The organism is Polaromonas sp., assembly GCF_039932935.1.
In the GTDB taxonomy this organism is placed as follows: domain Bacteria; phylum Pseudomonadota; class Gammaproteobacteria; order Burkholderiales; family Burkholderiaceae_C; genus Polaromonas.
In genome coordinates, this window is record NZ_JBDTPB010000101.1 from 1 (window position 1) to 23,275 (window position 23,275).

Here is a 23,275-nt window from a genome sequence, read left to right on the forward strand (position 1 = left end):
AGCGGCAGCTGGGACTTCGCCTTCGAACTCATGAAGCGCGCCCACCTGGCCGTCACGCCGGGTCGTGATTTCGGGCATGCAGCGCCTGAGCAATTCATCCGCTTTTCCACGGCCAGTTCAATGGCGCACTTGAAAGAAGCCGTCACGCGTCTGGAGGTGGTCCTTGCCTAGCCAGAAGACGATCACGCCAACCGGAGGCGGCGATCCTTCCGAGCAGGGGCCGCGGGACTGGCTTGGCCAGACCGCAGGCGCAGCGGCCCCCGAGGGGCTGGAGTCCGCGGCTCCAAGCCTGCCTGCGCAGGCTTGGACGGGCGACAGAGGCGAAGCGTCTCGCGAGCCGCGGCCTGCAAGGCCTCGCGCATTACACAAAGTGAAAAGCGTGGGGGTCACATTCGCCTGGCCTCTGAGGGTCTACTGGGAAGATACCGACGCCGGTGGCATCGTTTTTTACGCGAACTACCTGAAATTTTTTGAACGTTCGCGCACCGAATGGCTCAGATCACTGGGTGTTGAACAACAGCGTCTGAGGGAAAGTACTGGGGGCATATTTGTGGTGGCAGAAACCAGCATCCGCTACCATCGCTCTGCCCGCCTGGACGATGAACTCATTGTTACGGCAAGCCTGGTCGAAGCAGGCCGCGCGTCCATGATAATTGGCCAGCAGGTGCTATTAAAAACAGAGCAAAAAACAAAGCAGGAAGAGGGGCAACCACCCATCTTGCTTTGCGAAGGAAGTATCAGGATCGGCTGGGTCGACGCCGCCAGCCTTCAGCCAAGGCGAATCCCTGCAGCCATTCTTGACAGCCTAAAAACTTGAGCAAAGCGACAACATGAATCAAGACCTTTCCATCGTCAGCCTGATCCTCAATGCCAGCTGGGTCGTTCAGGCCGTGGTGGCGCTGCTGGTCGGCGTGTCCATCGCCAGCTGGGCTGCCATCTTCAGGAAAATCGTGGCGCTGAAAAAGGTGCAAAAACTCAATGACGAATTCGACCGGGAATTCTGGTCGGGCACCAGCCTCAACGATTTGTTTGCCGGCGCCGCACAAAACGCCAAGCATTCAGGGCCGATGGAACGGATTTTTGCCAGCGGCATGCGCGAATACCAAAAGTTGCGCGAGCGCCGCATCACCGACGCCGGTACCCTGCTGGACGGCGCACGCCGCGCCATGCGCGCAAGCTACCAGCGCGAAGTGGATGCCATCGAAGCCAATCTTTCCTTTCTGGCCACCGTTGGCTCCGTGTCGCCCTACGTAGGTCTCTTCGGCACGGTCTGGGGCATCATGCACGCCTTCACCGGCCTCGCGGCGCTGGAGCAGGTCACACTGGCCACAGTGGCACCGGGCATTGCCGAAGCACTGGTCGCCACCGCCATCGGCCTGTTCGCCGCCATCCCGGCTGTGGTGGCATACAACCGCTTCTCGCACGACATTGACCGCGTTGCCAACCGGCTCGAAACATTCATCGAAGAGTTTTCCAACATCCTGCAGCGCAACCTGGGCGCCCAATCGCCTTCGGGTCACTAGATATGTGGACCCCCACGCTTTTCACTTCGTGTCATGCGCTTCCCCCCGAAGGGGTCGCTGCGCCTGCGGCCCGGCCCTTCGGCAGGCTCAGGACAGGCCAAGGCCGGGTCCGCGGCCCCTGCTTGGTTAGGGCGACCGCCCGGCCTTCGACCAAGGACCTCAACCCATGCCAGCAGTGAACTCACGCGGCAGGGGCCGCCGCAACATCAGCGAGATCAACATGGTGCCGTTCATCGACGTGATGCTGGTGCTGCTCATCATCTTCATGGTGACGGCGCCGCTCATCACGCCCAGCATGATCGCGCTGCCCAAGGTCGGCAAGGCGCCCAGCCAGCCGCAAAACCCGGTGCAGATCCTGATCAGCAAGGATGAGACCGTGCAGATCAAGATCAAGACCAACAGCGTGCCCAGCAATGTGCGCAATGTGGCAGCCGACGTTGCGCGACTGGAGCCGGCCGTGAAGGCCGAGTCCGCGCAGGCCGTGCCCGTGGTCATCAGCGCCGACAAATCCATCAAATACGAGACCGTGGTCCAGGTCATGGACAACCTGCAAAAAGCCGGTGTGTCGCGCGTGGGTCTTTCGGTGCAAACCGGCGGCAAGTAGCCGCCAGGCCGACCCGAGTTCTCCATGCCCAGCGCCGCAGACCGCCTCGAATTTGGCCCGCCCCGCGACTCGGGTTCGGTGCGCGCGTTCGGACTGGCGCTGCTTGCCCACCTTCTGCTGATGGGGGCGCTCACCTGGGGCATCAACTGGAAGCGCACCGACAAGGCGGCATCCTTCGAAGCCGAGATCTGGTCCAGCGTGCCGCAAGCCGTGGCGCCCAAGCTCGTCGAGACGCCCACCGCGCCGCCGCCCCCATCTCGTCCACCCGCGCCTCCAGCGCCGGAAGTCAAGCCACCGCCCCCTGCGCCCAATGTCGACATTGCGCTGGAGCAGGAAAAAAAGCGCAAGCTGCTGCTGCAGAAAAAAGAAGCCGAGAACCAGAAACAGGAAAAACTCAAAGCCGAGCAGCTGGCGAAAAAAGAAAAAGAACTGAAGACCAAGGAAGAACTCGCCAAACGCAAGGCAGCCGAAGACGCCAAAAAGGCCGAAGCCCAAAAGCAGGATGCCAAAGACGAGCAGAAACAGAAACTGGCCGAAGCGGCGGCGAAAAAGCAGCGCCAGGATGCGCTTAACCGCATGATGGGCCTGGCAGGTGCCACTGGCGGCGCCGACGCCAAAGGCACGGCGCCCAAAGCCGGCGGCCCTTCAGCGAGCTATGGCGGCAAAGTCAGGGCCAAGGTCGTACCCAATATCGTTTTTACCGAAGACATCGCGGGCAACCCCACAGCTGAAGTGGAAGTGCGCACCACGCTGGACGGCACCGTCATCAGCCAGCGCCTGGTGAAATCAAGCGGCAACAAGGCCTGGGACGCCGCCGTGATCAAGGCCATCATCCGCACGGGCACCATGCCGCGCGACGTGGACGGCCGGGTTCCGACGCCCATGATTCTGGAATTCAGACCCAAAGACTGAGAACAGCGCCAGGCATTAGCTATCAATTCAATAGCTGCTTGCGCACGTTCCTATTGGGCTAGAGGCCTTTTTTACTCATAAACAATCTGTACCAGGCCTTTGTCGGCTTGCGCCATCCAGCTGGCCAGGGCCGCATCGGTAGGGAAGAATTTGGCCGCTTCACCCAAATGAAGCTCCGCGGCCACGCCACCCGCCTCACCCTGCCGCCTGAGGCTCAAACGCACCGGCAGGCCACGGCTGAGCTCCCCCTGGTCTGACATCTCGCGGCGCGGCGGGAAGTCCCTGACTAGCCTGGAGATATCCGGCGCCGTGCCGTTCACCGCCACACGCAGGTACTTGCCGAATTTGCAGCGGGCGGTTTCCAGATCCCACACCTGCGTGACCTTGAAGCGGCGCCCGAAGCGCTCCGATGCACCTTGCAACGTTCCCTGCACGATCACCAGCTCATCGTCCTTGAGCAGGTTGCGGTTGGCGTTGAAGGTCGTTTCATCCACAGACGCTTCCAGCACGTCGGTCTTGTCGTCGAGCTTGAAGATGATCAGCTTGCCGCGGTTGCCGTTGATGACCCGCAGGTCGCTGAGGATGGCGGCCAGCAATTGCGGCTCGCGCGAATCGATCAGGTCTTCAATTTTGCGTTTGGCGAACTGGCGGACTTCGGTCTCGACTTCGTCAAACAGGTGGCCCGACAGGTAAAAACCGATGGCCGTTTTCTCTTGCACCAGGCGCGCCTTGATGCCGAACGGCATGGCCTCGACCAGGGGCGGTTCCTGCGTGCTGGCCGCATGCGAGTCGGACATGTCGAACAGCCCGCCCTGGTTGGCGTTGGCCTCGGTCGCCACGGCGAATTCAAAGGCGCGGTCAACCGACGCCAACAGGGAGGCACGGTTGAGCTGCAGGTTGTCAAACGCGCCGCCCTTGATCAGCGCTTCCACCGTGCGCTTGTTGAGGCGGCTGCGATCCACCCGCACACAAAAATCGTAGAGCGAAGTGAAAGGGCCGCCTTCTTTTCGCGCCGCAACGATAGCCGCAATGGCCTGCTGGCCAGTGCCTTTGACGGCCCCCAGGCCGTAGCGCACCGAGCTCGCGCTGATTGGTTCGAAGCGATAGTCGCCGCGGTTGATGTCGGGCGATTCAAACTGGATGCCCATCTTCTGCGCGTCGCCGAACAAGACCTTGAGCTTGTCGGTGTCGTCCATTTCTACCGTCATGTTGGCGGCGAAGAATTCGGCGGTGTAGTGCACCTTGAGCCAGGCGGTGTGATACGCCAGCAGTGCATAAGCGGCAGAGTGCGACTTGTTGAAGCCGTAGCCCGCGAACTTTTCCATCAGGTCGAAGACCTCGTCGGCCTTCTCCAGGCTGAGCCCGCCCTCGCCTGCGCCCTTGCGGAACACCTCGCGCTGGGCGTCCATCTCTTCTTTTTTCTTCTTGCCCATCGCACGGCGCAGCAAGTCAGCGCCGCCCAGCGAATAGCCGCCCAGGATCTGCGCGGTCTGCATCACCTGCTCCTGGTAGACCATGATGCCGTAGGTCTCTTCCAGGATGGCCTTGACGCGCGGGTCCGGGTATTCGGGCACTTCCTTGCCCTGCTTGCGCGCGATGTAGGTCGGGATCAGCTCCATCGGCCCAGGCCGGTAAAGCGCATTCATGGCGATCAGGTCTTCCAGGCGGTCCGGCTTGGCGTCTTTCAGCATGCGCTGCATGCCGATACTTTCAAACTGGAACACGGCTTCGGTCTGACCGCGGCCAAACAGCTCGTAAACTTTTCGGTCGTTGAGCGGTAGGTCTTCAAACTTGAAGTCTTTTTGCGCCGGATGGCGCGCGACGATGAATTCCCTGGCGATTTCCAGGATGGTCAAAGTCGCCAGACCCAAAAAGTCGAACTTGACGAGACCGATGGCCTCCACATCGTCCTTGTCGAACTGGCTCACGGCGGAGCTGCTGCCGGGCTGGGCGTAGAGCGGGCAGAAATCGGTCAGCCTGCTGGGCGCTATCAACACACCGCCGGCGTGCATGCCGACGTTGCGCGTCAGGCCTTCAAGCTTTTGCGCCAGCTCCAGCAAGGTGCGCACGTCTTCTTCCTTGCGCTCGCGCTCGGCAAGAATGGGTTCCTGTTCCTTGGCTTGTTCAATCGTGATGTGCTGGCCTGGCTTGTTGGGGATCAGCTTCGAAATGCCGTCGCAAAAACCGTAGGGAAAGTCCAGCACGCGGCCCACGTCGCGGATGGCGGCGCGCGCCGCCATGGTGCCGAAGGTCACGATCTGGCTCACGGCCTCCTTGCCGTACTTGTCTTTCACGTAGTCGATCACGCGGTCGCGGTTGCTCTGGCAAAAGTCGATGTCGAAGTCGGGCATGGACACCCGCTCCGGATTCAGGAAGCGCTCGAACAGCAGGTTGTACTGCAGCGGGTCCAGGTCGGTGATCTTGAGTGAGTAAGCCACCAGCGAGCCTGCACCAGAGCCCCGGCCCGGCCCCACGGGGCAGCCGTTGTTCTTGGCCCAGTTGATGAAGTCGCCCACGATCAGGAAGTAGCCCGGGAACCCCATCTTCAGGATGGTGTTGATCTCGAACTCGAGCCGCGCCACGTACTCGGGTCGCTTCTGGTCGCGCACGGCCACGTCGCGGTACAGGTGCGCCAGCCGCTCTTCCAGGCCCTCAAACGACGCGTGGCGAAAGTATTCGTCAATCGGCATGCGCACGCCATTGACTTCCGGCGTGGGGTAATCGGGCAGCATGGGCTTGCCCAGCTCCAGCGTGAGGTTGCAACGCCGGGCAATTTCTACCGTGTTGGCAAGGGCGGTGGGCACATCGGCAAAAAGTACCGCCATCTGCGCGGCAGACTTGAAGTATTGCTCCCGCGTGAACTTGCGCACACGGCGGGAATTGCCAAGGATTTCGCCTTCTGAAATGCAAACCCGCGCCTCGTGCGCTTCGTAATCGTCGTAGGTTAAAAACTGCACCGGGTGAGTGGCCACCACCGGCAGCTTGACCCGCGCCGCCAGCTGGACAGCGGCCGCCACATGGCGTTCATCGTCAGGGCGCTGGGCACGCTGCAGCTCCAGGTAAAACCGGTGCGGGAACAACCCGGCCAAATACAGCGCGCATTCCACGGCGCGAGCGCTGTCGCCCTGCACCAGGGCCTGACCCACGGCCCCGCCTTGCGCCCCTGACAGGGCAATCAGGCCTTCATTGAGTTCCTGCAGCCATTCCAGCTTGACCACCGCCTGGTCGCGCACCACATTTTGGGTCCATGCACGCGTGATGATTTCAGACAGGTTCAGGTAACCCTGGCGGTTTTGCACCAGCAGCAGCAAGCGGGCGGCGGGGGCCGCCGCGTCCTTGCCGGGCGTCTGCACCCACAAATCGGCCCCGATGAGCGGCTTGACGCCAGCGCCGCGGGTTTCCTTGTAAAACTTGACCGTTCCGAACAGGTTGCTGAGGTCGGTGATGGCCAGCGCTGGTTGATGGTCCGCGGCCGCAGCGGCCACGACTTCATCGATGCGGTTGGTGCCGTCGACGACTGAAAATTCGGTGTGAAGGCGCAAATGAACAAACATGCGGATCATTTTAGGGCCCGGGCTGCCCGCTTAGGCGCCACTTCACCATACGCTGACATGAATGCCTGCCTACAATCCATCGCATCATGCAAATTCTGAACATTGCAGCCTATAAGTTCGTCACGCTGGCACAGCCCGAGGCGCTGCAGGCCAGCATCGAACAAGCGCTGGAACAGCGCACGATCAAGGGCACGGTGCTGCTGGCAGAAGAGGGAATCAACCTGTTTCTGGCGGGACCGCCAAGCGATATTCATGATTTTTTGGCATGGTTGAAACTGGATGCGCGTTTTGCCGACCTGCAGACCAAGCAAAGCTGGTCCGGCGCCCAACCCTTTCGCAAGCTGCTGGTGAAAGTCAAGCCGGAAATCATCCGCATGAACCACCCCGCCATCCAGCCGGCCGAGGGACGTGCACCGGCCGTAGACGCCGCCACGCTGCGGCGCTGGCTTGACGCTGGCTGCGACGATAGCGGCCGGCCAGTGGTCATGCTGGACACACGCAATGACTACGAAGCCGACGTCGGCACGTTCCGGAATGCCCTGGACTGGCGTATCAGCAAATTCACCGAATTTCCCGAGGCCCTGCTGGCGCACAAACAAGACCTTGCAGGCAAAACCGTGGTGAGTTTTTGCACGGGCGGAATTCGCTGTGAAAAAGCGGCCATCTTCATGCGTGAGGCCGGCGTGGAAAACGTCTGGCAACTCGAGGGCGGCATCCTCAAATATTTCGAGGAAAGCGGGCGGGCGCATTTCGACGGTGAGTGTTTCGTGTTTGACGAGCGCCGCGCCGTAGACCCCGAGCTGAAACCTCAGGTCAACCCCGTGACCAGGCCCCTTGCCCAACCTGAGACCCGTAGCCGCCGCAAAGCTTTCGGGCTTTTGTCTGACAGCTGAAGGCGCGTTGCCATGCGAAGCTTTGAATTGACGCCTCCAGCCGCATCGAACCGTCACCAGATCCTTTCCAACCTTCCAACGCCTTCCAACGCGTATGTGCATGCCATGGGCTAAACCTTTACCCTGCCCTTTCACACGGTAGCCACCATGTTCACAGAATCCTCACCATCCCGCGCCCAAACCTCCCCTGAACGATGCTCTGCGCTGGCCGAGCGTTTTATCGCCATCAGGGGTCAAACCGAGGCCCTGATCAGCCCCTTGAGCTCCGAGGACTGCCAGCTGCAGTCCATGCCGGACGCGAGCCCCGCCAAATGGCACCTGGCCCACCTGACCTGGTTTTTTGAGACCTTTATCCTCGAACGCTTTGAACCCGGTTTTACGCCGTTTGACCCCGGTTTTCGCGTGCTCTTCAACAGCTACTACAACGGGGTGGGCGACAAGTATCCGCGGCCCAGGCGCGGCTTGATCAGCCGTCCATCGCTGGAGGAAGTGTTGGCCTACCGGGCGCAAGTCAACCAGCGCATGCTGGAGCTGATGGCACACGTAGAAGCCGGCGCTGATACCGGCCTGCAGCGGGACCTGGCCGAACTGGTCACCCTCGGCCTGCACCACGAGCAGCAGCACCAGGAGTTGTTGCTCACAGACATCAAGCACGCACTGTCCTTCAACCCGGCGCGTCCCGCCTATGCCAGCCGCTGGCCGCTCGCCGGCATTCATCCGCAGCCGGTGACCTGGACACGCCATGACGCAGGGCTGATAGCCCACGGTTTTGACGCGGCGCGTGACGGTGAATTCGCCTTCGACAATGAAACGCCGCGCCACAAAGTCTATGTGGCGCCCTTCGAGCTGGCCAGCCGACCTGCTACCAACGGCGAGCTCATGGCCTTCATTGCCGACAAAGGTTACCAACGCCCCGAGTTCTGGCTTTCAATGGGCTGGGACTGGGCCGTTGCCAACCAGGTCAGCCTCCCCTTGTACTGGCAAGGCGATGAAGGGAGCTACCAGCACTTCACACTGCAAGGACTGATTGACGTAGACCCCAACACCCCGGCCTGCCACCTGAGCTACTTTGAAGCTGACGCCTTTGCCCGATGGGCCGGCGCACGCTTGCCGACGGAGTTTGAATGGGAACTGGCAGCGCGCAGCGTGGCGGCCAGCCCCGCGCCGCACGGCAACTTTGTGGAAAAAGCGGCATATCACCCCTTGCCGCAGCAGGAAGAAAGCCATGGCGTGCCGGCGCAGATGTATGGCGATGTCTGGGAGTGGACACAGTCCAATTACAACCCCTACCCCGGCTACAGGCCCTGGGAAGGCCTGGTGGGCGAATACAACGGCAAGTTCATGTGCAACCAGTTTGTGCTGCGCGGCGGCTCGTGCGCAACGCCGCAAAGCCACATCCGCGCCAGCTATCGCAACTTTTTCCCGCCCGATGCACGCTGGCAGTTCAGCGGATTGCGTCTGGCGCGAGACCTTGCGCTTGACTAGCGGCAGGTAACACTGGTTATGTGATTGCGATTTTCAGGCGGCATTGGGCGCATCTCAAACGTACCGCAGCCAATGGTTTAACGCCTGCTTCGCAGCCTCATTCGAGAGGACAAACAAGATGGCGAGATTCGTTTTAGTGCCCGGTGGTTGGCACGGAGCCTGGGCATTCGACGCTGTCAGCAATGCACTGTCAGGTGAAGGCCACGAGGTTCAGGCGCTCACTCTCTCTGGGCTGGGTGACGAGCCCGCGAATGGAGCCAATCTAGAAAGTCATATCAACGAGGTGGCTCATGCGGTTCGCGGGCGCGATACGCGTGCCGTTCTTGTCGGTCATTCGTACGGGGGAATGGCCATCACCGGCGCGGCGGACAAGGAGTCATCGCGCGTCAAGGCGATCATTTACGTCGATGCCTATGTGCCCGACAACGGTGCATCCGTTTGGTCCCTCACCACCCCGAACTATCGGGAGCGTTTCATAGCGGGTGCGGCGGCGGACGGTTTGACTTGCGCGCCGCCCGCCCACCTCGACACGCGATGCCGTCCCCATCCAATGGCCGCTTTCCTGCAGACGATCAAGTTGACCGGCAATTGGCGCAAGATCCGCAGCAAAGCCTTCATCGCCGCCTGCGGCTGGGAAGGAAGCCCGTTCGTTGAACTATACGAGCGCCTTCAACTGGACCCTGAATGGGCCACGCAAAGCCTCGACTGCGCACACGACGTTCCGCGGCTGGCCCCCGAAGCGCTCGCAGAGATTCTCTTGAGGTATGTGTAGGAAGGCCGAGTCTGTCGAAGTCCGTTCCCCTGGGTACGCCGTTGCCGTCGAGAAGCGCCACCCTGGCGCTATCCAGCGACATCGCGGGCAATCCCTACTCGCGCAGGACGTCCAGCACGTCCGAGTTGAACTCGCGGTTGTACAAAATCAGCACCACCACGGCGGTGGCCAGTACAAACGCAAAGGTGGAAAAAAACCAGGCCATGATGGCAAAGCTGAAGTAGTAGCCGCGCAGTCCATCGTTGAAGGTTTCTGCCGCCAGGCCCACCATGCGGCTGGCGCGCGTGGCAAACACTTCACGGTCAAACTTCCCCACCTCAAACTCCTGCGGCGAAGGCAGGGAGCCGATGAGCAGGGCGACAAAGGTGTACTGCCGCATCGACCAGCTGAAGCGGAAAAACGCATAGACAAACACCGCCACCATCAGCAGCACTTTCAGATCAAAAATCAGCACCGAGGTGCGCACGGCGAACGGAATTTCGCGCACCAGCTCGGCAGCCTTGTCGGTGGTACCCAGCAGCGCGAAAAGCCCACCGATGATAATGATGGTGGTAGACGAAAAAAATGCCGGCGTGCTGGAAAGGTTCTGCGTGATGATGCCGTCGATCACGCGCGGGTCACGCGATGTGGCCTGAATCAGCCAGTGGTGCCGATAGCGGTTGGTGGTGCGCAGCAATGACGGGCGCTTCACCCCGTAGTGCCGGGCAAACCAGGCATAACCCATCCAGCCCCCAAAAAACCAGACCATCGCCATCCAGTCGGTCCAGGGAAGCAGGGTAAAGATTTGCATCGCGTGATCTTAAACGCAGCGCTGTGATTAAAAGCTTTGCCGCAACCTCAGCCGGCGGAGAATTTGCGCTCGGGCAACGGGATGAATTCGGTCTCTCCGGGCACCTCCCCCATCGACTGGGCCTCCCACGCTTCGCTGGCTTGAACAATACGCTCCTTGCGGCTGGACACGAAATTCCACCACATGAAGCGATGCGCATCGAGTGCGTCGCCACCGATCACGACGAGCCGGGTGGGCGCGCTGGCCTCGAGCAGCACCGCAGCGCCCGCGCTCAGTGTGGCCAGGGTGTGCATTGGTAGCGACTGCCCATCGACCTGCAAGTCACCGTCCACCGCATACAGTGCCATTTGCTCGGCCAGCGGCGGCAGCGTAAAGGGCGTGCCGGCCTTGAGCGCCACGTCCAGGTACAGGGTATGGGAGTAGGTTTTGACAGGCGAGGTTTTTCCGAAAGCTTCCCCCACCAAAATGCGCACCATCGCGCCGTCCACCCACGCCTCGGGGATGCTTTCTGCGGGCGTGTGTGAAAAGCCGGGTGCGGTTTCCTCAAACTCGCTGGGCAGGGCTGCCCAAAGCTGCAGGCCGTGGTTCACATACGCGGTGCCGCGCAAGTCGTCAGGCGCGCGCTCCGAATGCACAATGCCGCGCCCGGCGGTCATCCAGTTGATGGCGCCGGGCTCAATGCGTTGGGCAGATCCGATGCTGTCGCGGTGCATCATCGCGCCTTCAAACAGGTAGGTCACCGTGGCCAAGCCAATATGGGGATGCGGCCGTACGTCATGGTCGGTGCCCGGCTGCTCGGTCACCGGGCCGAAATGGTCAAAAAATATGAACGGGCCCACAGACTGCTGCTGCGCAGAAGGCAGCAGGCGGCGCACCATGAAGCCGCCGCCCAGGTCCTTATGATGCCCGGTCAATTTCAGGGCAACGCTCATGGCATGCGCTCCACATCTGTCGTGATTTCCGTTGTGACGGTGGACATGAGCTTGTGCACCGGGCATTTCTGCGCAACGGCGTGCAATTCCTGCAACTGGGCATCCGTCAATGCCCCCTTAATCTGGAGTTTGGCCGACAGCCGGTAAACGCCGCTGCGCTCCTGAGAGTCGTCACGCTCCACGCGCGTCTGTATGTCATCGACGGGTATCCCCTTCTTGCGGGCGTACCACATCACCGTAACGGCCTTGCAGGCGCCGAGCGCTGCGTCATACAGGTCATGGGGGGAAGGCCCGGCATCGTCACCGCCCTCTGCCAGCGCAGCGTCAGTAATCAGCTCATGGCCACGGATCCGCACATGCTGGGCAAGCTCTGCTGGCAAGTTACGCTTGAGTTCAACGGTCATAACATTCCTGTAAAAAGATAGGCTTGGTCTACGGCGTGAACCTGGCGGCCACATCGGCAACACGCCGCCCAAAACTGCGCGCGGTTTCCAGGTCACCCGAAAACATCTCACCGGCGCCCGCATCGGAAGGCGACTGCGCAATGGCGCCACTATAAGACCCCAGAAAATTGGGATCGTTGCGCTGCGCGGCCTTGCTGTTGCTGGGCAACATGCCCTGGCTGACCCAGATGCCGCCATGCTGCATGGCCAGCGTAAAAAGGTAATTCAGCGTGGACATCTTGTCGCCGTTGGCTGCCGCGCTGTTGGTGAAGCCGGCAAACAGCTTGTCCTTCCAGGCCTGGGTGTACCAGGGTTTGGACGACGCATCGGCAAACTTCTTGAACTGCCAACTGACGTTTCCCATGTAGGTGGGTGACCCCATGATGATCGCGTCAGCAGCATCGAGCGTTTCCCAGCCGCCCTCGGGCAAATTGCCGTCGGCATCGATCGCCATCAGCTCGGCCTCAGCCCCCTGCGCGACCGACTGCGCCATGCGCTGGGTATGGCCGTAGCCGGAGTGGTAAAGCACAACTATTTTGGGCATGGGCTCTTTCGCGGGAGATCGATGAAATTTCAAACCAGAAAAACAAAAGGGCTGCAGCCCGAGCGTTAAACGCCTCGCTGCAGCCCGTTGGTGGATCAGCCTTTGGTCTTGGCGTCCACGCTCCAGGCGCCGCCGCCGAACGCCGCGATGCTGAACAGACCGCCGACGATGGCCATGTTCTTGAAGAAGGCCATCTGTTGCGTAGGGTCAGTCCAGAACGCATGGAAGATGCAGGTGATAACGACTGTGAAGAGGGCGATGCCCAGCGCGGCCCAGCGCGTCTGGAAGCCCACGGCCAGAAGAATGCCCAGACCGAGTTCCACCACGATGGCGATAGCGGCCGCGACTTCAGGCAGCGGCACGCCCTTGGACGAGATGTAGCCCACTGTGCCCGCGAAGCCGGCGATCTTGGCAAAGCCGGCAGGCACAAACAGCAGTGCCAAGAGCAGGCGGCCAATCAGGGAAAGAGGGTTTTGCAGGGAATTAAGCATGAAGAATCCTTATGAATAAAAAGTAAACGGGGAAATGATGGAGGAAAAAAACACTCTGGGCAAGCGCCATGCGCTCATGCGCATGGCGTTCGCACCGGGGTGTGGGTTGAACGGCGTTTTGCTCAGCGCCTCAAGGCGCCAGGTCAAACACCAGCACTTCTGCGTCCTGGCCATGGGCCAACTGCAAAGCAGCTTCCGATTGCAGCGCGGCGGCGTCGCCGGCCTTCAGCACCTGGCCGTTGACTTCAAGCTGCCCGCGAACCAGGAACACATAGGTGTTGCGTTTCGCCTCGAGCGGCATCGTGACGGTTTCCGCACCGTCAAAAAAGCCCGCATAGAGACTTGCGTCGGCATGGATCAGGACTGAGCCCTGGCTGCCATCGGGCGACGCCACCAGGCGCAAAGTGCCGCGCTTTTCTGCATCGGCAAACGTTTTTTGCTCATAGCTGGGGGGAATGCCGGTCACGTTGGGTTCGATCCAGATCTGCAGGAAATGCGTGGTCTGGCCGTCTGCATGGTTGAACTCGCTGTGCTGCACGCCAGTGCCTGCGCTCATGCGCTGCACATCGCCGGGCGGAATGCCTTTGATGTTGCCGATGCTGTCTTTGTGTGCAAGCTCACCGCTCAGCACATAGCTGATGATTTCCATGTCCTTGTGGCCATGCGTGCCAAAACCACGCCCGGCGGCGATGCGGTCTTCATTGATGACGCGCAGGTTGCCAAAACCCATGTGGGCCGGATCGAAATAGCCGGCGAACGAAAAGGAATGGAAAGATTTGAGCCAGCCGTGGTCGGCATAACCGCGTTCGCTGGAAGTTCTTAAAGTCATCATGGGGTGCTCCTTTCAAGGTTGCGTTGAACCGCGTTGCAATGACTCCAATGTAGGTGTGGGCATGCCACTTTTCATTGCTGCGGTTTGATGGCATCATTCAAATTATTTGAATGATTTTTACCTAAATGATCAATAACCAGATCCGCGACGCCCTCACCCCCGAGAGCATCAGCCTGGTGGGCGCCGTGCACCGCGCTGGCAGCATGGCTGCCGCCGCACGCGAGCTGGGCCTGGTTCCCAGTGCCCTGACCTACCGCATTCGCCAGCTGGAAGACGCGCTCGATGTGCTGCTGTTTGACCGCTCTTCGCGGCAGGCCAGGCTGACGGAAGCTGGCAAGGAGCTTTTGCGCGAAGGCAACCGGCTGCTCACCGAGCTTGATGCGGTGGCCAACCGCGTCAAGCGTGTTGCCACCGGCTGGGAGCCGCAACTCACACTGGCGGTGGACAGCGTGATCTCGCGCACGACGGTGATGGAGCTGTGCGAGGCGTTTTTTGCACTGAACCCGCCCACGCGGCTGCGGATCCGCGAAGAGGCACTGTCGGGCACCCTGGAAGCGCTCACTTCCGGCCAGGCCGACCTGGCCATCGGGGTTGCAATTGAGGCTGCGGCCAACACATCGGTGCAACACAAACCGCTGGGCAGCATCCATTTCATCTACGTCGTGGCGCCGCACCATCCGTTGGCAGCCGCCCCCGAGCCCGTGACCGACGCGATGCTGATGCCACACCGCGCCGTGGCGGTGGCGGACTCGGTGCAACGCGGCAGCGGTGTTACCGTAGGCCTGCTGGGCGGCCAGGATATTTTTACGGTGCCGGGCATGCAGGAAAAACTGCACGCCCAGCTGCGTGGCCTGGGCGGCGGCTTCCTGCCCGAATACCTTGCGTGTCCGCATGTCGCAACAGGCAGGCTGGTCGAGAAAAAAATGCAGCGCCCGCCGCGGCTTGTGCCCATGAGCTATGCATGGCTGCGCGCCGCGGACGCCAATGGCGGGCGCGCGCTGCAGTGGTGGCTGAAGCAACTGGAAAATCCCGCCACACGAAAAGCCCTGCTGGAGCGCGACCAGTCTGCATGAAAACCCGTAGTGGCGCGCAATAACTGCGCATGGGACGCAGCTGCGTGTAGAGTGCGCTTAGAACCTGTTGAGTTTTCGTTTATGGTTGAGATGTGATGACAAACGCCGGGACAATGCAAACCGCTTGAATGATCCGCAGCACGCCCATTCGTCAAACCGCACAAACTTCAAAAAGCATGACAAAAAAATCCAGCATCCCCTCCCCTGAATCCGCGGCCCCGCGCCGTATTGCCGTGATAGGTGCAGGCATTGCGGGCATTGCCTGCGCCCGCACCCTGGCGCAGGCCGGACACCGCGTCACGGTGTTTGAAAAAAGCCGGGGCGCTGGTGGCCGGATGGCCACACGCGAAAGCGAATTCGGCGGTTTTGACCACGGCACACAATATTTCACGGTACGGGATGCGCGTTTTGAGAAAGCCCTGGCCACCGCCACCGGGCTGGTTCGGCCCTGGAGCGCCAACACCGTGCGCATCCTCGATGAACTGGGCCGTGTCGTGGCTTCGGCGCTGCCGCCCAAGGAAGCCCACTGGGTCGCCACACCCGGCATGAACGCACTGGTCCGGCAATGGGCCCAACCTTTGGCCGCTGCGGGCCAGCTCGCGCTTGAAACCGAGGTCACGCGGATCGAACCCGACAAGCTGCATGCCGGGGAGTGGCAACTGCAAACCGAGGGGCCCGGCGCAGACAGCCGCGTGCATTCGGGTTTTGACACTGTCATTCTGGCGGTGCCGTCTTCGCAGGCGCAGGCCCTGCTGCTCAGCTCGCAACAAGCCAAGCCGCTGATGGCTGAACTGTCGGATGTCACTGTGGCCCCCTGCTGGACGCTGATGCTGGCTTTTCCACAAGCGATGCAGCCCACCATGGCACACCTCGGCCCTCATTGGAATGCAGCGCGCAGCACCCACCACCGCATTGCCTGGCTGGCGCGCGAATCATCCAAGCCCGGGCGCAGCCCGATCGAACGCTGGACCGTACAGGCCAGCCCGGAATGGTCCGAGCGCCACCTCGAAGACGACGCCGAGCGCGTCAAGGCCAAGCTCTTAAAAGCATTCACCGAGGTCACGGGCATTCGCGCTGAGCCGACCCACTCGGCGGTGCACCGCTGGCGCCATGCCCAAACGCAGCAACCCCTGGGAAAAACACATGCCTGGGATACCAAATCGCGTATTGGCGCCTGTGGCGATTGGTGCCTGGGTCACCGCGTCGAAGACGGTTTTGTATCGGGCCTTGAGATGGCCCTCGAAATTTGTTAGCCCCCACACTTGTCGCCCCGCGTACTTCGCTGCCCCCCCCGAGGGGGCTGGCCTTGCTTGGGGCGGCCCGGGCGCGGCGGCCGCTGGGTTAGCCTTCTCATAGTTCCTTCTGCTTATGGCGTCTGGCTACAAAGGTAGATTCGCCCCTTCACCCACAGGTCCGCTGCACGCGGGCTCTTTGGTAGCCGCCCTGGCCAGCTGGCTGGACGCCCGGGCGCATCAGGGCCAATGGCTGGTGCGCATCGAAGATGTAGACAGCCCGCGCTGCGTGCCAGGTGCAGACCGCATCATCCTTGAACAGCTGGCGCAATGCGGTTTGGTGCCAGACGAGCCCCCGGTTTACCAGTCGCAACGAGGCGCCCTGTATCAGGATGCGCTGGACGCTCTGGTCACCCGCGGACTGGCCTACCCTTGCGCCTGCACGCGCCAAGACATTGCGCGGGCGCTGGCCGCATCCGGGCAGGCACGGGAACGCCATGGCGAGCTGGTTTACCCCGGCACCTGCCGCAACGGGCTGCACGGCCGCGCTGCACGCGCATGGCGGTTCCTCGTTCAAAATCATGCGTCAAATACCCCTCCAGCCCAATCAGGACGAGCGCAAGCAGCTATTAATTTAGTAGCAACTTCCACAACCATCAGCGAGCAGGCAGAAGTGACCTGGCATGACCGCCGGCTGGGTGCGCAGGCGCAGGACGTGGGCCGCGAGGTGGGCGACTTTGTCCTGAAGCGGGCCGACGGCTTCTGGGCCTACCAGTTGGCCGTGGTGGTGGACGACGCAGCCCAAGGCATCACGGACATCGTGCGCGGCGAAGACCTGGCCGACAACACCGCCCGGCAGATCCTGCTGCAGCGCGCGCTCGGCTTGCCGCTGCCGCGCTACCTGCACACCTCCCTGGTGCTGGGCGTAAACGGCGAGAAACTGTCGAAACAGAACGGTGCCCAACCGCTGGACACAGCCCATCCGCTGGCGCTGCTGGCCCAGGCGGGCAACACGCTGGGCCTGGAGTTTGAGAGCCTGGCCAGCGCACAGACACCCGCAGTCTGGCTGCAACTAGCCGTACCGCTCTGGGCGACTAAAATTGCCGGGTGATTGAAACCCTCCCCCCTGTACCGCCTGCCGCACCCGGCGGCGCGCCCGACGACACCCACCCACCCCACAACATCCGCAGCTTTGTGCGCCGTACCGGCCGCACCACCGCGGGCCAGGCCAAAGCCTTTGCCGACGTGGGTCCGAAGTTCTTGCTGCCGTATGCCGATGCGCCACTCGACTTTGAAAAAACCTTTGACCGCAGCGCGCCCACCATCCTTGAAATAGGGTTTGGCATGGGCGAGGCCACGGCGCACATCGCCGCACTGATGCCCGAGAAAAACTTTATCTGCTGCGAGGTGCACACGCCGGGCGTGGGCGCCCTGCTCAAGCGCATCGACGAGCAGAACCTGCACAACATCCGCATCCTGCAGCATGACGCTGTCGAAGTGATTGACGACATGCTTCCGAAAGCCAGTCTCGATGGCGCGCACATCTTTTTCCCTGACCCCTGGCACAAGAAAAAGCACAACAAGCGCCGCCTGATCCAGCCGCCGCTGATCACCAAGCTGGCCGCACGCCTGAAGCCCGGCGGCTACCTGCACTGCGCCACCGACTGGCAGCCCTATGCCGAGCAGATCCTGGAAGTGCTAAGCGCCGAGCCATTGCTGAAAAACACCGTAGATAGCGGCACCGGCGGCTATGCCCCCAAGCCGGCCTACCGCCCACTGACCAAATTCGAAAACCGCGGCATCAAGCTGGGGCACGGCGTCTGGGACGTCGTGTTTGTCCGTGCCTGATCTTCCGGCCGCGCGGGCGTGAGCAAAACGCCGAAGCTCGGGCTGCATGGCTTGCCCACGCGGGCCGGCATCAGCCCCAGCTGCGTCGGGCTGCCGGCCGGTAGCTGGCCCACCATCACTGACTTCCTGGTAAAACGATTCCCTGCCATAGCGCGCGAAGTATGGCTGCAGCGCATTAAGGACGGCCTGGTGGTGGACGAGTTCGGCGAAGCGGTCACAGCCGAACGGCCTTATCGGGGCCACATGCGCGTGTACTACTACCGCGCACTGAACGAAGAGCCGCGCATTCCGTTTGAAGAAACCGTGCTGTTCCAGGACGACCACCTGGTAGTCGCCGACAAGCCGCATTTTTTGCCCGTCACGCCCTCGGGCCACTACTTGCAAGAGACACTGCTCGTGCGTCTGAAAAACAGGCTCGGCATCGACGGCTTGGTGCCCATCCACCGCATCGACCGCGAGACCGCGGGCCTTGTGTTGTTTTCGGTCAACCCGGCCGAACGCGACGCCTACCAGTCGTTGTTCCGCCGGCATGAAGTCACCAAGCATTACGAAGCGGTGGCTCCGTGGCGCGGCGACATCGGCTTTCCCCTCACGCGCGAAAGCCGCATCGTTGAAGACGAGCCCTTCTTCCGGCAGCGTGAGGTGGCCGGCAAGCCGAACAGCGAAACGCGGGTGGAAGTCATCAGAGTAAGCGGCGAGCATGCGCTCTACGCACTCAGCCCCGTAACGGGCAAAAAGCACCAGCTGCGGGTGCATATGAATGCGTTGGGCCTGCCGCTGCGCAATGACCGCATGTACCCGCCGGTCGAAGTGACACCCGACGACGACTACCGCTTTCCGCTGCAGCTGCTGGCGAAATCAATTGCGTTCATTGACCCAGTGACGGGCCAGCCACGGCGCTTCGAGAGCCGGCTGGCGCTGCAGGAGCTGCCGCCTTGATCGAGCTTTAAAACCAAAGAAGCGGTGGTCGTTGCCATCGCTCGAGGAAAGGGGCCGACGGTAAGCCGCGCGGAGTCCGGAGTAACGCGGCGATGTAGCGCGGCCCGCTATTGGGCTTAGCCTCTAGGCCGAGGGTTAGGCGCTTGCGTTTGCATGCACTGCCTTACGCAACCTTGAGCGGTAACCGGGAGCGATGAGTAGCGCAACGGGATAGCCAAGAATACGCAATGGATTGAGAAAATGGCACCAGTACGGTTTTTCATACCAATTACTCATGCGCTTTCGTAGATAGGCTTCCGAGTACCCCCAGTCAGGCATGATCACCCATAGCATGAGAGGGAAAATAAGAAATGAATCTACGGCAAACGAAGCGCAAACGTCTCTGAAGAAGATTCGATCCACTTGCGGCAGATCCTCTACCGTGATCCGGGCTTCACGCGCCAGGGAAAGACTTTCCTCCTCTCCGATTCCGATCTCGGTCCAGGCGTACGAGATGAACTCCCACACTTTGTATGCATCGAGCGTGACTCTCACGGGAATTGCCTGACGTTTGACCTAAGCGGACCGCTGTGGGCGGGTCCGCTGAAGGAAGAGTCAGGCGTCATGGCGGAATGAGGCAACAGCCATACCGAATGCGGCAACGGGATCGGCCGCGGCGGTGACCGCGCGACCGACGACGACGTGAGTAGCACCAGCCTGCGCGGCCATCCGAGGCGTTGCAATGCGCGCGTGGTCGGCAGAGGCGGCCTCAACGAGTTGGACTCCGGGGGTAACGATCAAAGAGCCCACAGGAAGCAACGATCTGAGAACCGTAGCCTCGTGTGCCGAGGCTACAACGCCATGACAACCGCATGACGCAGCTAACAATGCAAGACGCTTCACCTGGTCGAGTACCGATGGGGCGAGCCCGATCTCTGGCAGGTCTTGGTCAGCGAGGCTAGTGATGACAGTCAGCGCAAGAACCCTGAGCTTAGGGAACGGTGCCGCGGCCGCCGTTGCGGCACGTAACACAGCCGATCCTCCCGATGCGTGCACAGTGACCATTGATGCTCCGAGCTTGCCCGCAGCTTTGACCCCGCCAGCTACCGAGGCTGGTATCTCATGGAGCTTTAGATCAAGGAACACGTGCTTGCCGATTGCCTCGAGACTTCGAATGAGATCTGGCCCCGCCTCAGTAAGGAGTTGGAGTCCTACCTTGTAATGGTCGGAGGCAGGACCCAGTCGATGAACAAGGTCCAGTGCCTCCGCTGCCGACTCGAAATCAAGGGCGACGATCACGGGTGATTGCATTTGATTCTCTGACGCCTGACGTTTGAGGTGAGAGGCAGCGCCCCGCTTGCCGGGTGACGTCTTCTCGATTGGAGGGCTAGGTTGCATTCTTGACCGACCAGACTGCTAGCAAGATGGCCCCTGTAGCTATCTGAAGCCAGACAGCCACACGCGTGATTTTGCGCAACGCGATGCCAAGCGATGGCCGCGGCCGAAGGACCACACCGGTGACTAAAACGGGAACGAAGATGGCGACCCATGCGAACCACGCAACGCCGATGCCCATGCACCCGAAGCTCCCGCAACTGAGCCGCCAAATGGAAGCTGCTGCAACGACTAGTCCAAGAACCGCAGCAACATAGATGACGGCAAACACTCTGCTCATTGACTTGCACCTCCGCTCTGCGTAGCGGTTCTCGATCCGGATTGCGAAAAGTGGCGCTTTTCTCGCATGCTGCTCCAGCGTTCGACTTAAGCGAACTGCCGTAGGCCAGTCCGCGTGAAGAGAGGGTTGGGCGTCAGCGTGCACCAGATTTTCATGGAAGAATTATTGCTCTCAATTGATGATTTCACCCATGCCTGCTTCGACCCGGCCTCGAAGTATCCGTATGAATTCCGAGTCGTAAGGTTCCCATTCTTCGAGTTCGCCGAGTACTCTGAGCGGTTCTGCGCTTCGATAAGATCGAGTGGGGTTGCCGGGAAACTTCTTGTCCGTGACGTTCGGGTCGTTCTCGAAGCTGCCGACGGGTTCGACAATGTAGACGCGAGGCCTACCGTTGCCTTTGGCTATTTCCGCCGCGAGCCCAGCACCTTTAGGCAAGCTTGTGAAATAGATATGGTTCATCACTACGCCGGGACGGTAGTTTGAGCTGAATCCTGCTGTGAGTAGGTCGCCCACCCGCAAGTCTGCTTTCGTGCCATGAAAAAATGGTCCCACATCCAAAGCCGCCATGAGTCCTCTCCGTCAAAGGCGAAATTCTATGCTCACGCGTTGCCGAACTGAGCGGCGTCGAAGGGCGAGGCTGGGCTTAACAATAAACTCCTTCTGACGCCTAAGGTTTGCATGAGAAGCGGCGGCCGGCTTGCCGGGTGACGTCCTCTCGATGGATGGGCTAGACGCTTGTTGACCTGCACATGATGGCGATAGGAAGACCATTGTGATTGGACCTTTCGACGGTTTCCCAGCCTATCCGCCTGTACAGCGACTCGTTATGAGGTGTGAATAGATTGAGCGTCTTGAAGCCTAGACGCTCTGCCTCCGCAACCGCTCTGAGCGAAAGCGCCGATGCAATGCCCTTGCCGCGAAACTCTGGAGAAACCACCACAGCGGATAGCCACGGTGTTAGATGTGCGTGGGTGATGGTCTTCGGCAGAACGCTTGCAGCCCCCATGGGCTGACCATCTTCTGAGATAGCAACGATGGTTAGCGGAAGGCCTGCTCTTTGGAGAGAGTCTCGTAGCCGACTTTGGCGCTGCTCAACAGATACAGACGGATTGAGATAGCCGAACTCGACTTGCTGCCAGTCGGCGACCTTCTCTAGGTGATCCTGGCAATCTATCAGGTGCTCAATTCGCATGTTCGTTCGTGAGCGCCTAATGTTTGACATAAGGAGCGGCCGCAAGTGAGCGAAGCCCGCTTGCGACCCCTCTCGATAGAAGGTTAAGGCCCATTCGGAACGAGACAAAGTGGCAGTAACTCATACCTTGCGGTCGGCAGGATAGTTGACACCGTCATTCGTAGGAACCGGACCAAGGTCGAACGGATTGACGCCGTCCAAACAACCAAGGTTGTACCCATACTGGTCTGGGTTGGACCGGCGCCGATGGTGAGTGTAGATGCCGCAATGGGAGCAAAAGTAGTGCTTCTCGGTTTTCGTATTGAACTGATAGAGCTTGAGCGCGGATTCGCCTTGAAGGATTCGGATTCCTGAAAGTGGAATCGACGCAACGACGGCACCTTTTCTCCTGCAGATTGAACAATCACAGCGCCTCCGATCGACGATTCCCTCCGGCAGGTGGAGTTCGAGAACGACTGCCCCGCAGTGGCATGACGCACGATGCTTCGGCTTGATTTCGGTTCCACCAACGTTCTTGATCATCGCTCTCTCCGGTAACGGGCTTTCTGGGGCCTAACGTCTGAATTAAGCCCTGCCACGAAGCGGCATCGGCTTGAATGAATTGTTAGACCTCATTGGTTTAGCCAGTCAAGGAAGCGGCTAAACAGGTCGACAGGAACTGCGCAGATAGAGGTGTCGTGGCCGCCATACCAGTTGCATGCGAACCAGCCAAACGGCATGAGTAGCAGGGACAGGATAAAAACATCGGCGAGGACATTTAGCATCCGTTTTCTTCTAATCTGGATGACGATGTCGACAAAGAACCCCACCAGCATCACAAGGGAAGTCAATCCAAGCAGGATGGCGATTCCCAGGCCTGTATCCCCGTGATGCTCCTGTGTTTTTGCGTATGCGAACGCATTTTTAGCGTACCAATGCAACAAGAAGAGAGGCGCAAAGAATGCGATCAGCCGGATGATGATGGACCAAGGATACTTTGTCATTGAGGTCTAAGGTTTGAATCAGCCCGCACTGGCTGCTGCCATGCCTGCTGATGCTGAGGCCTGTGCGTCGTTTTTTAACGCAGCGCCGAGGCGTTCAAATGCCGCAAGCGCTGCCACGGTTCTTTGCGCTCCGTAAAGGCACACGCGGCACCTCGCATCCGCAGTGCGGCTTGCGAGGCACTACCGTTTCTTCTTTGCATTCGCGCGCATCTGCTTTTAGCGTCAGCGGCGAGAGTCGCGATCTGCGCAGATTTTAGGGCTTTCAGTTCGTTGTAGGTGGCCTCAACAGTCCCCTTTCTCTCTCCACCACCATTGAGTTGTTGTACGCCTTTCTCTTCAGAAACAATGAAGGCGAATGGCTTCGCAGCAGGATTGGCGGGGGAAGCCACAACGACCAGTGACCGCTCATCACTGCAGCTGTATACGTACCACTCCGTGCCACCGTACTGCTTGATGAGAGGCCCGATCTCACAAACATTCACTGGATCGCTTGCGGCCTGACACCCAGCACAGAAAGTGGTGGCTGACAGGGCTGTTACAAACATCAAGGCGATTGTTTTCATGACATGCCGTCTAACG

26 protein-coding genes and 1 pseudogene are annotated in these 23,275 nt (G+C 60.6%); 13 read left to right on the forward strand and 14 right to left on the reverse strand.

Annotated features, from left to right (window positions below; genetic code table 11):
* From ABI546_RS16845 to tolA, 5 genes and pseudogenes are all read left to right on the forward strand, one after another.
* Positions 1-171 (forward strand): annotated as a pseudogene (locus tag ABI546_RS16845) (aminotransferase); the annotation flags it as partial.
* Between the two features lie 208 nt (positions 172-379).
* Positions 380-817 carry a tol-pal system-associated acyl-CoA thioesterase gene (locus tag ABI546_RS16850; RefSeq protein WP_348048327.1) on the forward strand — a complete coding sequence of 146 codons (438 nt, stop codon included), beginning with the start codon at positions 380-382 and terminating at the stop codon, positions 815-817.
* Positions 818-830: 13 nt separating this feature from the next.
* On the forward strand, positions 831-1,523 hold the full coding sequence (gene tolQ, locus ABI546_RS16855; protein WP_348048329.1) for a protein TolQ: 693 nt from the start codon (positions 831-833) through the stop codon (positions 1,521-1,523).
* Positions 1,524-1,689: 166 nt separating this feature from the next.
* Entirely contained in the window at positions 1,690-2,127 is a 438-nt protein-coding gene (locus ABI546_RS16860; RefSeq protein ID WP_348048331.1) for a biopolymer transporter ExbD, read from the forward strand.
* Between the two features lie 24 nt (positions 2,128-2,151).
* Positions 2,152-3,039 carry a cell envelope integrity protein TolA gene (tolA, locus tag ABI546_RS16865; protein WP_348048333.1) on the forward strand — a complete coding sequence of 296 codons (888 nt, stop codon included), beginning with the start codon at positions 2,152-2,154 and terminating at the stop codon, positions 3,037-3,039.
* Between the two features lie 71 nt (positions 3,040-3,110).
* Here the strand turns inward: tolA and dnaE are convergent, their stop codons facing one another.
* Positions 3,111-6,593 carry a DNA polymerase III subunit alpha gene (gene dnaE, locus ABI546_RS16870; RefSeq protein ID WP_348048335.1) on the reverse strand — a complete coding sequence of 1,161 codons (3,483 nt, stop codon included), beginning with the start codon at positions 6,591-6,593 and terminating at the stop codon, positions 3,111-3,113.
* A gap of 83 nt (positions 6,594-6,676) precedes the next feature.
* On the opposite strand from dnaE, the gene ABI546_RS16875 reads away from it, so the two are divergent.
* The 3 genes from ABI546_RS16875 to ABI546_RS16885 all read left to right on the forward strand — a co-directional run bounded on the left by ABI546_RS16875 (position 6,677) and on the right by ABI546_RS16885 (position 9,743).
* Entirely contained in the window at positions 6,677-7,486 is an 810-nt protein-coding gene (locus tag ABI546_RS16875) for a sulfurtransferase (protein WP_348048377.1), read from the forward strand.
* Between the two features lie 147 nt (positions 7,487-7,633).
* A complete protein-coding gene (gene egtB / locus ABI546_RS16880) occupies positions 7,634-8,971 on the forward strand; it encodes an ergothioneine biosynthesis protein EgtB (protein ID WP_348048337.1) in 1,338 nt (445 codons plus the stop codon).
* A gap of 118 nt (positions 8,972-9,089) precedes the next feature.
* The gene (locus tag ABI546_RS16885) at positions 9,090-9,743 is read left to right on the forward strand and encodes an alpha/beta fold hydrolase (RefSeq protein ID WP_348048339.1); all 654 of its coding nucleotides are present in this window, start codon (positions 9,090-9,092) and stop codon (positions 9,741-9,743) included.
* A 94-nt stretch (positions 9,744-9,837) separates the two neighbouring features.
* On the opposite strand, the gene ABI546_RS16890 is transcribed toward ABI546_RS16885, so the two are convergent.
* The 6 genes from ABI546_RS16890 to ABI546_RS16915 all read right to left on the reverse strand — a co-directional run bounded on the left by ABI546_RS16890 (position 9,838) and on the right by ABI546_RS16915 (position 13,775).
* Entirely contained in the window at positions 9,838-10,533 is a 696-nt protein-coding gene (locus ABI546_RS16890) for a DUF599 domain-containing protein (protein ID WP_348048341.1), read from the reverse strand.
* A 47-nt stretch (positions 10,534-10,580) separates the two neighbouring features.
* Positions 10,581-11,465: a pirin family protein gene (locus ABI546_RS16895; RefSeq protein WP_348048343.1), complete on the reverse strand. Its 885-nt coding sequence runs from the start codon at positions 11,463-11,465 to the stop codon at positions 10,581-10,583.
* Positions 11,462-11,869, reverse strand: coding sequence for an OsmC family protein (locus tag ABI546_RS16900; RefSeq protein WP_348048345.1), 408 nt, complete (start codon positions 11,867-11,869; stop codon positions 11,462-11,464). The genes ABI546_RS16895 and ABI546_RS16900 overlap by 4 nt, the downstream gene beginning before the upstream one ends.
* Positions 11,870-11,897: 28 nt before the next feature.
* Positions 11,898-12,452 (reverse strand): flavodoxin family protein, encoded by a 555-nt coding sequence (locus tag ABI546_RS16905; protein ID WP_348048347.1) that lies wholly within the window; start codon positions 12,450-12,452, stop codon positions 11,898-11,900.
* A 95-nt stretch (positions 12,453-12,547) separates the two neighbouring features.
* On the reverse strand, positions 12,548-12,943 hold the full coding sequence (locus ABI546_RS16910) for a DoxX family protein (protein ID WP_348048349.1): 396 nt from the start codon (positions 12,941-12,943) through the stop codon (positions 12,548-12,550).
* Between the two features lie 130 nt (positions 12,944-13,073).
* Positions 13,074-13,775 carry a pirin family protein gene (locus tag ABI546_RS16915; RefSeq protein ID WP_348048351.1) on the reverse strand — a complete coding sequence of 234 codons (702 nt, stop codon included), beginning with the start codon at positions 13,773-13,775 and terminating at the stop codon, positions 13,074-13,076.
* 125 nt (positions 13,776-13,900) lie between these two features.
* Here ABI546_RS16915 and ABI546_RS16920 point away from each other — a divergent pair, with 125 nt between their 5' ends.
* The 5 genes from ABI546_RS16920 (at position 13,901) to ABI546_RS16940 (ending at position 18,867) form a co-directional block, all read left to right on the forward strand.
* A complete protein-coding gene (locus ABI546_RS16920; RefSeq protein WP_348048353.1) occupies positions 13,901-14,848 on the forward strand; it encodes a LysR family transcriptional regulator in 948 nt (315 codons plus the stop codon).
* A 176-nt stretch (positions 14,849-15,024) separates the two neighbouring features.
* A complete protein-coding gene (locus ABI546_RS16925; RefSeq protein WP_348048355.1) occupies positions 15,025-16,101 on the forward strand; it encodes an FAD-dependent oxidoreductase in 1,077 nt (358 codons plus the stop codon).
* Between the two features lie 115 nt (positions 16,102-16,216).
* The gene (gluQRS, locus tag ABI546_RS16930; protein ID WP_348048357.1) at positions 16,217-17,191 is read left to right on the forward strand and encodes a tRNA glutamyl-Q(34) synthetase GluQRS; all 975 of its coding nucleotides are present in this window, start codon (positions 16,217-16,219) and stop codon (positions 17,189-17,191) included.
* Positions 17,188-17,928: a tRNA (guanosine(46)-N7)-methyltransferase TrmB gene (trmB, locus tag ABI546_RS16935; protein ID WP_348048359.1), complete on the forward strand. Its 741-nt coding sequence runs from the start codon at positions 17,188-17,190 to the stop codon at positions 17,926-17,928. Before gluQRS ends, trmB begins: the two co-directional genes overlap by 4 nt.
* An 18-nt stretch (positions 17,929-17,946) precedes the next feature.
* Positions 17,947-18,867 (forward strand): RluA family pseudouridine synthase, encoded by a 921-nt coding sequence (locus tag ABI546_RS16940; RefSeq protein ID WP_348048361.1) that lies wholly within the window; start codon positions 17,947-17,949, stop codon positions 18,865-18,867.
* Positions 18,868-19,002: 135 nt separating this feature from the next.
* Here ABI546_RS16940 and ABI546_RS16945 read toward each other — a convergent pair whose 3' ends face one another.
* The 7 genes from ABI546_RS16945 to ABI546_RS16975 all read right to left on the reverse strand — a co-directional run.
* Positions 19,003-19,401, reverse strand: coding sequence for a hypothetical protein (locus tag ABI546_RS16945; protein WP_348048363.1), 399 nt, complete (start codon positions 19,399-19,401; stop codon positions 19,003-19,005).
* A gap of 60 nt (positions 19,402-19,461) precedes the next feature.
* Positions 19,462-20,244, reverse strand: coding sequence for an orotidine-5'-phosphate decarboxylase (pyrF, locus tag ABI546_RS16950; RefSeq protein ID WP_348048365.1), 783 nt, complete (start codon positions 20,242-20,244; stop codon positions 19,462-19,464).
* 448 nt (positions 20,245-20,692) lie between these two features.
* Positions 20,693-21,088 (reverse strand): NAD(+)--rifampin ADP-ribosyltransferase, encoded by a 396-nt coding sequence (gene arr / locus ABI546_RS16955; protein WP_348048367.1) that lies wholly within the window; start codon positions 21,086-21,088, stop codon positions 20,693-20,695.
* A 160-nt stretch (positions 21,089-21,248) separates the two neighbouring features.
* On the reverse strand, positions 21,249-21,713 hold the full coding sequence (locus ABI546_RS16960; protein WP_348048369.1) for a GNAT family N-acetyltransferase: 465 nt from the start codon (positions 21,711-21,713) through the stop codon (positions 21,249-21,251).
* A 120-nt stretch (positions 21,714-21,833) separates the two neighbouring features.
* Positions 21,834-22,235, reverse strand: a complete 402-nt coding sequence (locus ABI546_RS16965) for a GFA family protein (protein WP_348048371.1) — start codon at positions 22,233-22,235, stop codon at positions 21,834-21,836.
* A gap of 89 nt (positions 22,236-22,324) precedes the next feature.
* Complete coding sequence (locus tag ABI546_RS16970; protein WP_348048373.1) at positions 22,325-22,696, reverse strand: hypothetical protein; 372 nt, start codon at positions 22,694-22,696, stop codon at positions 22,325-22,327.
* A gap of 74 nt (positions 22,697-22,770) precedes the next feature.
* Positions 22,771-23,275: hypothetical protein (locus tag ABI546_RS16975; RefSeq protein ID WP_348048375.1), on the reverse strand; the 505-nt coding region annotated here is incomplete at its 5' end.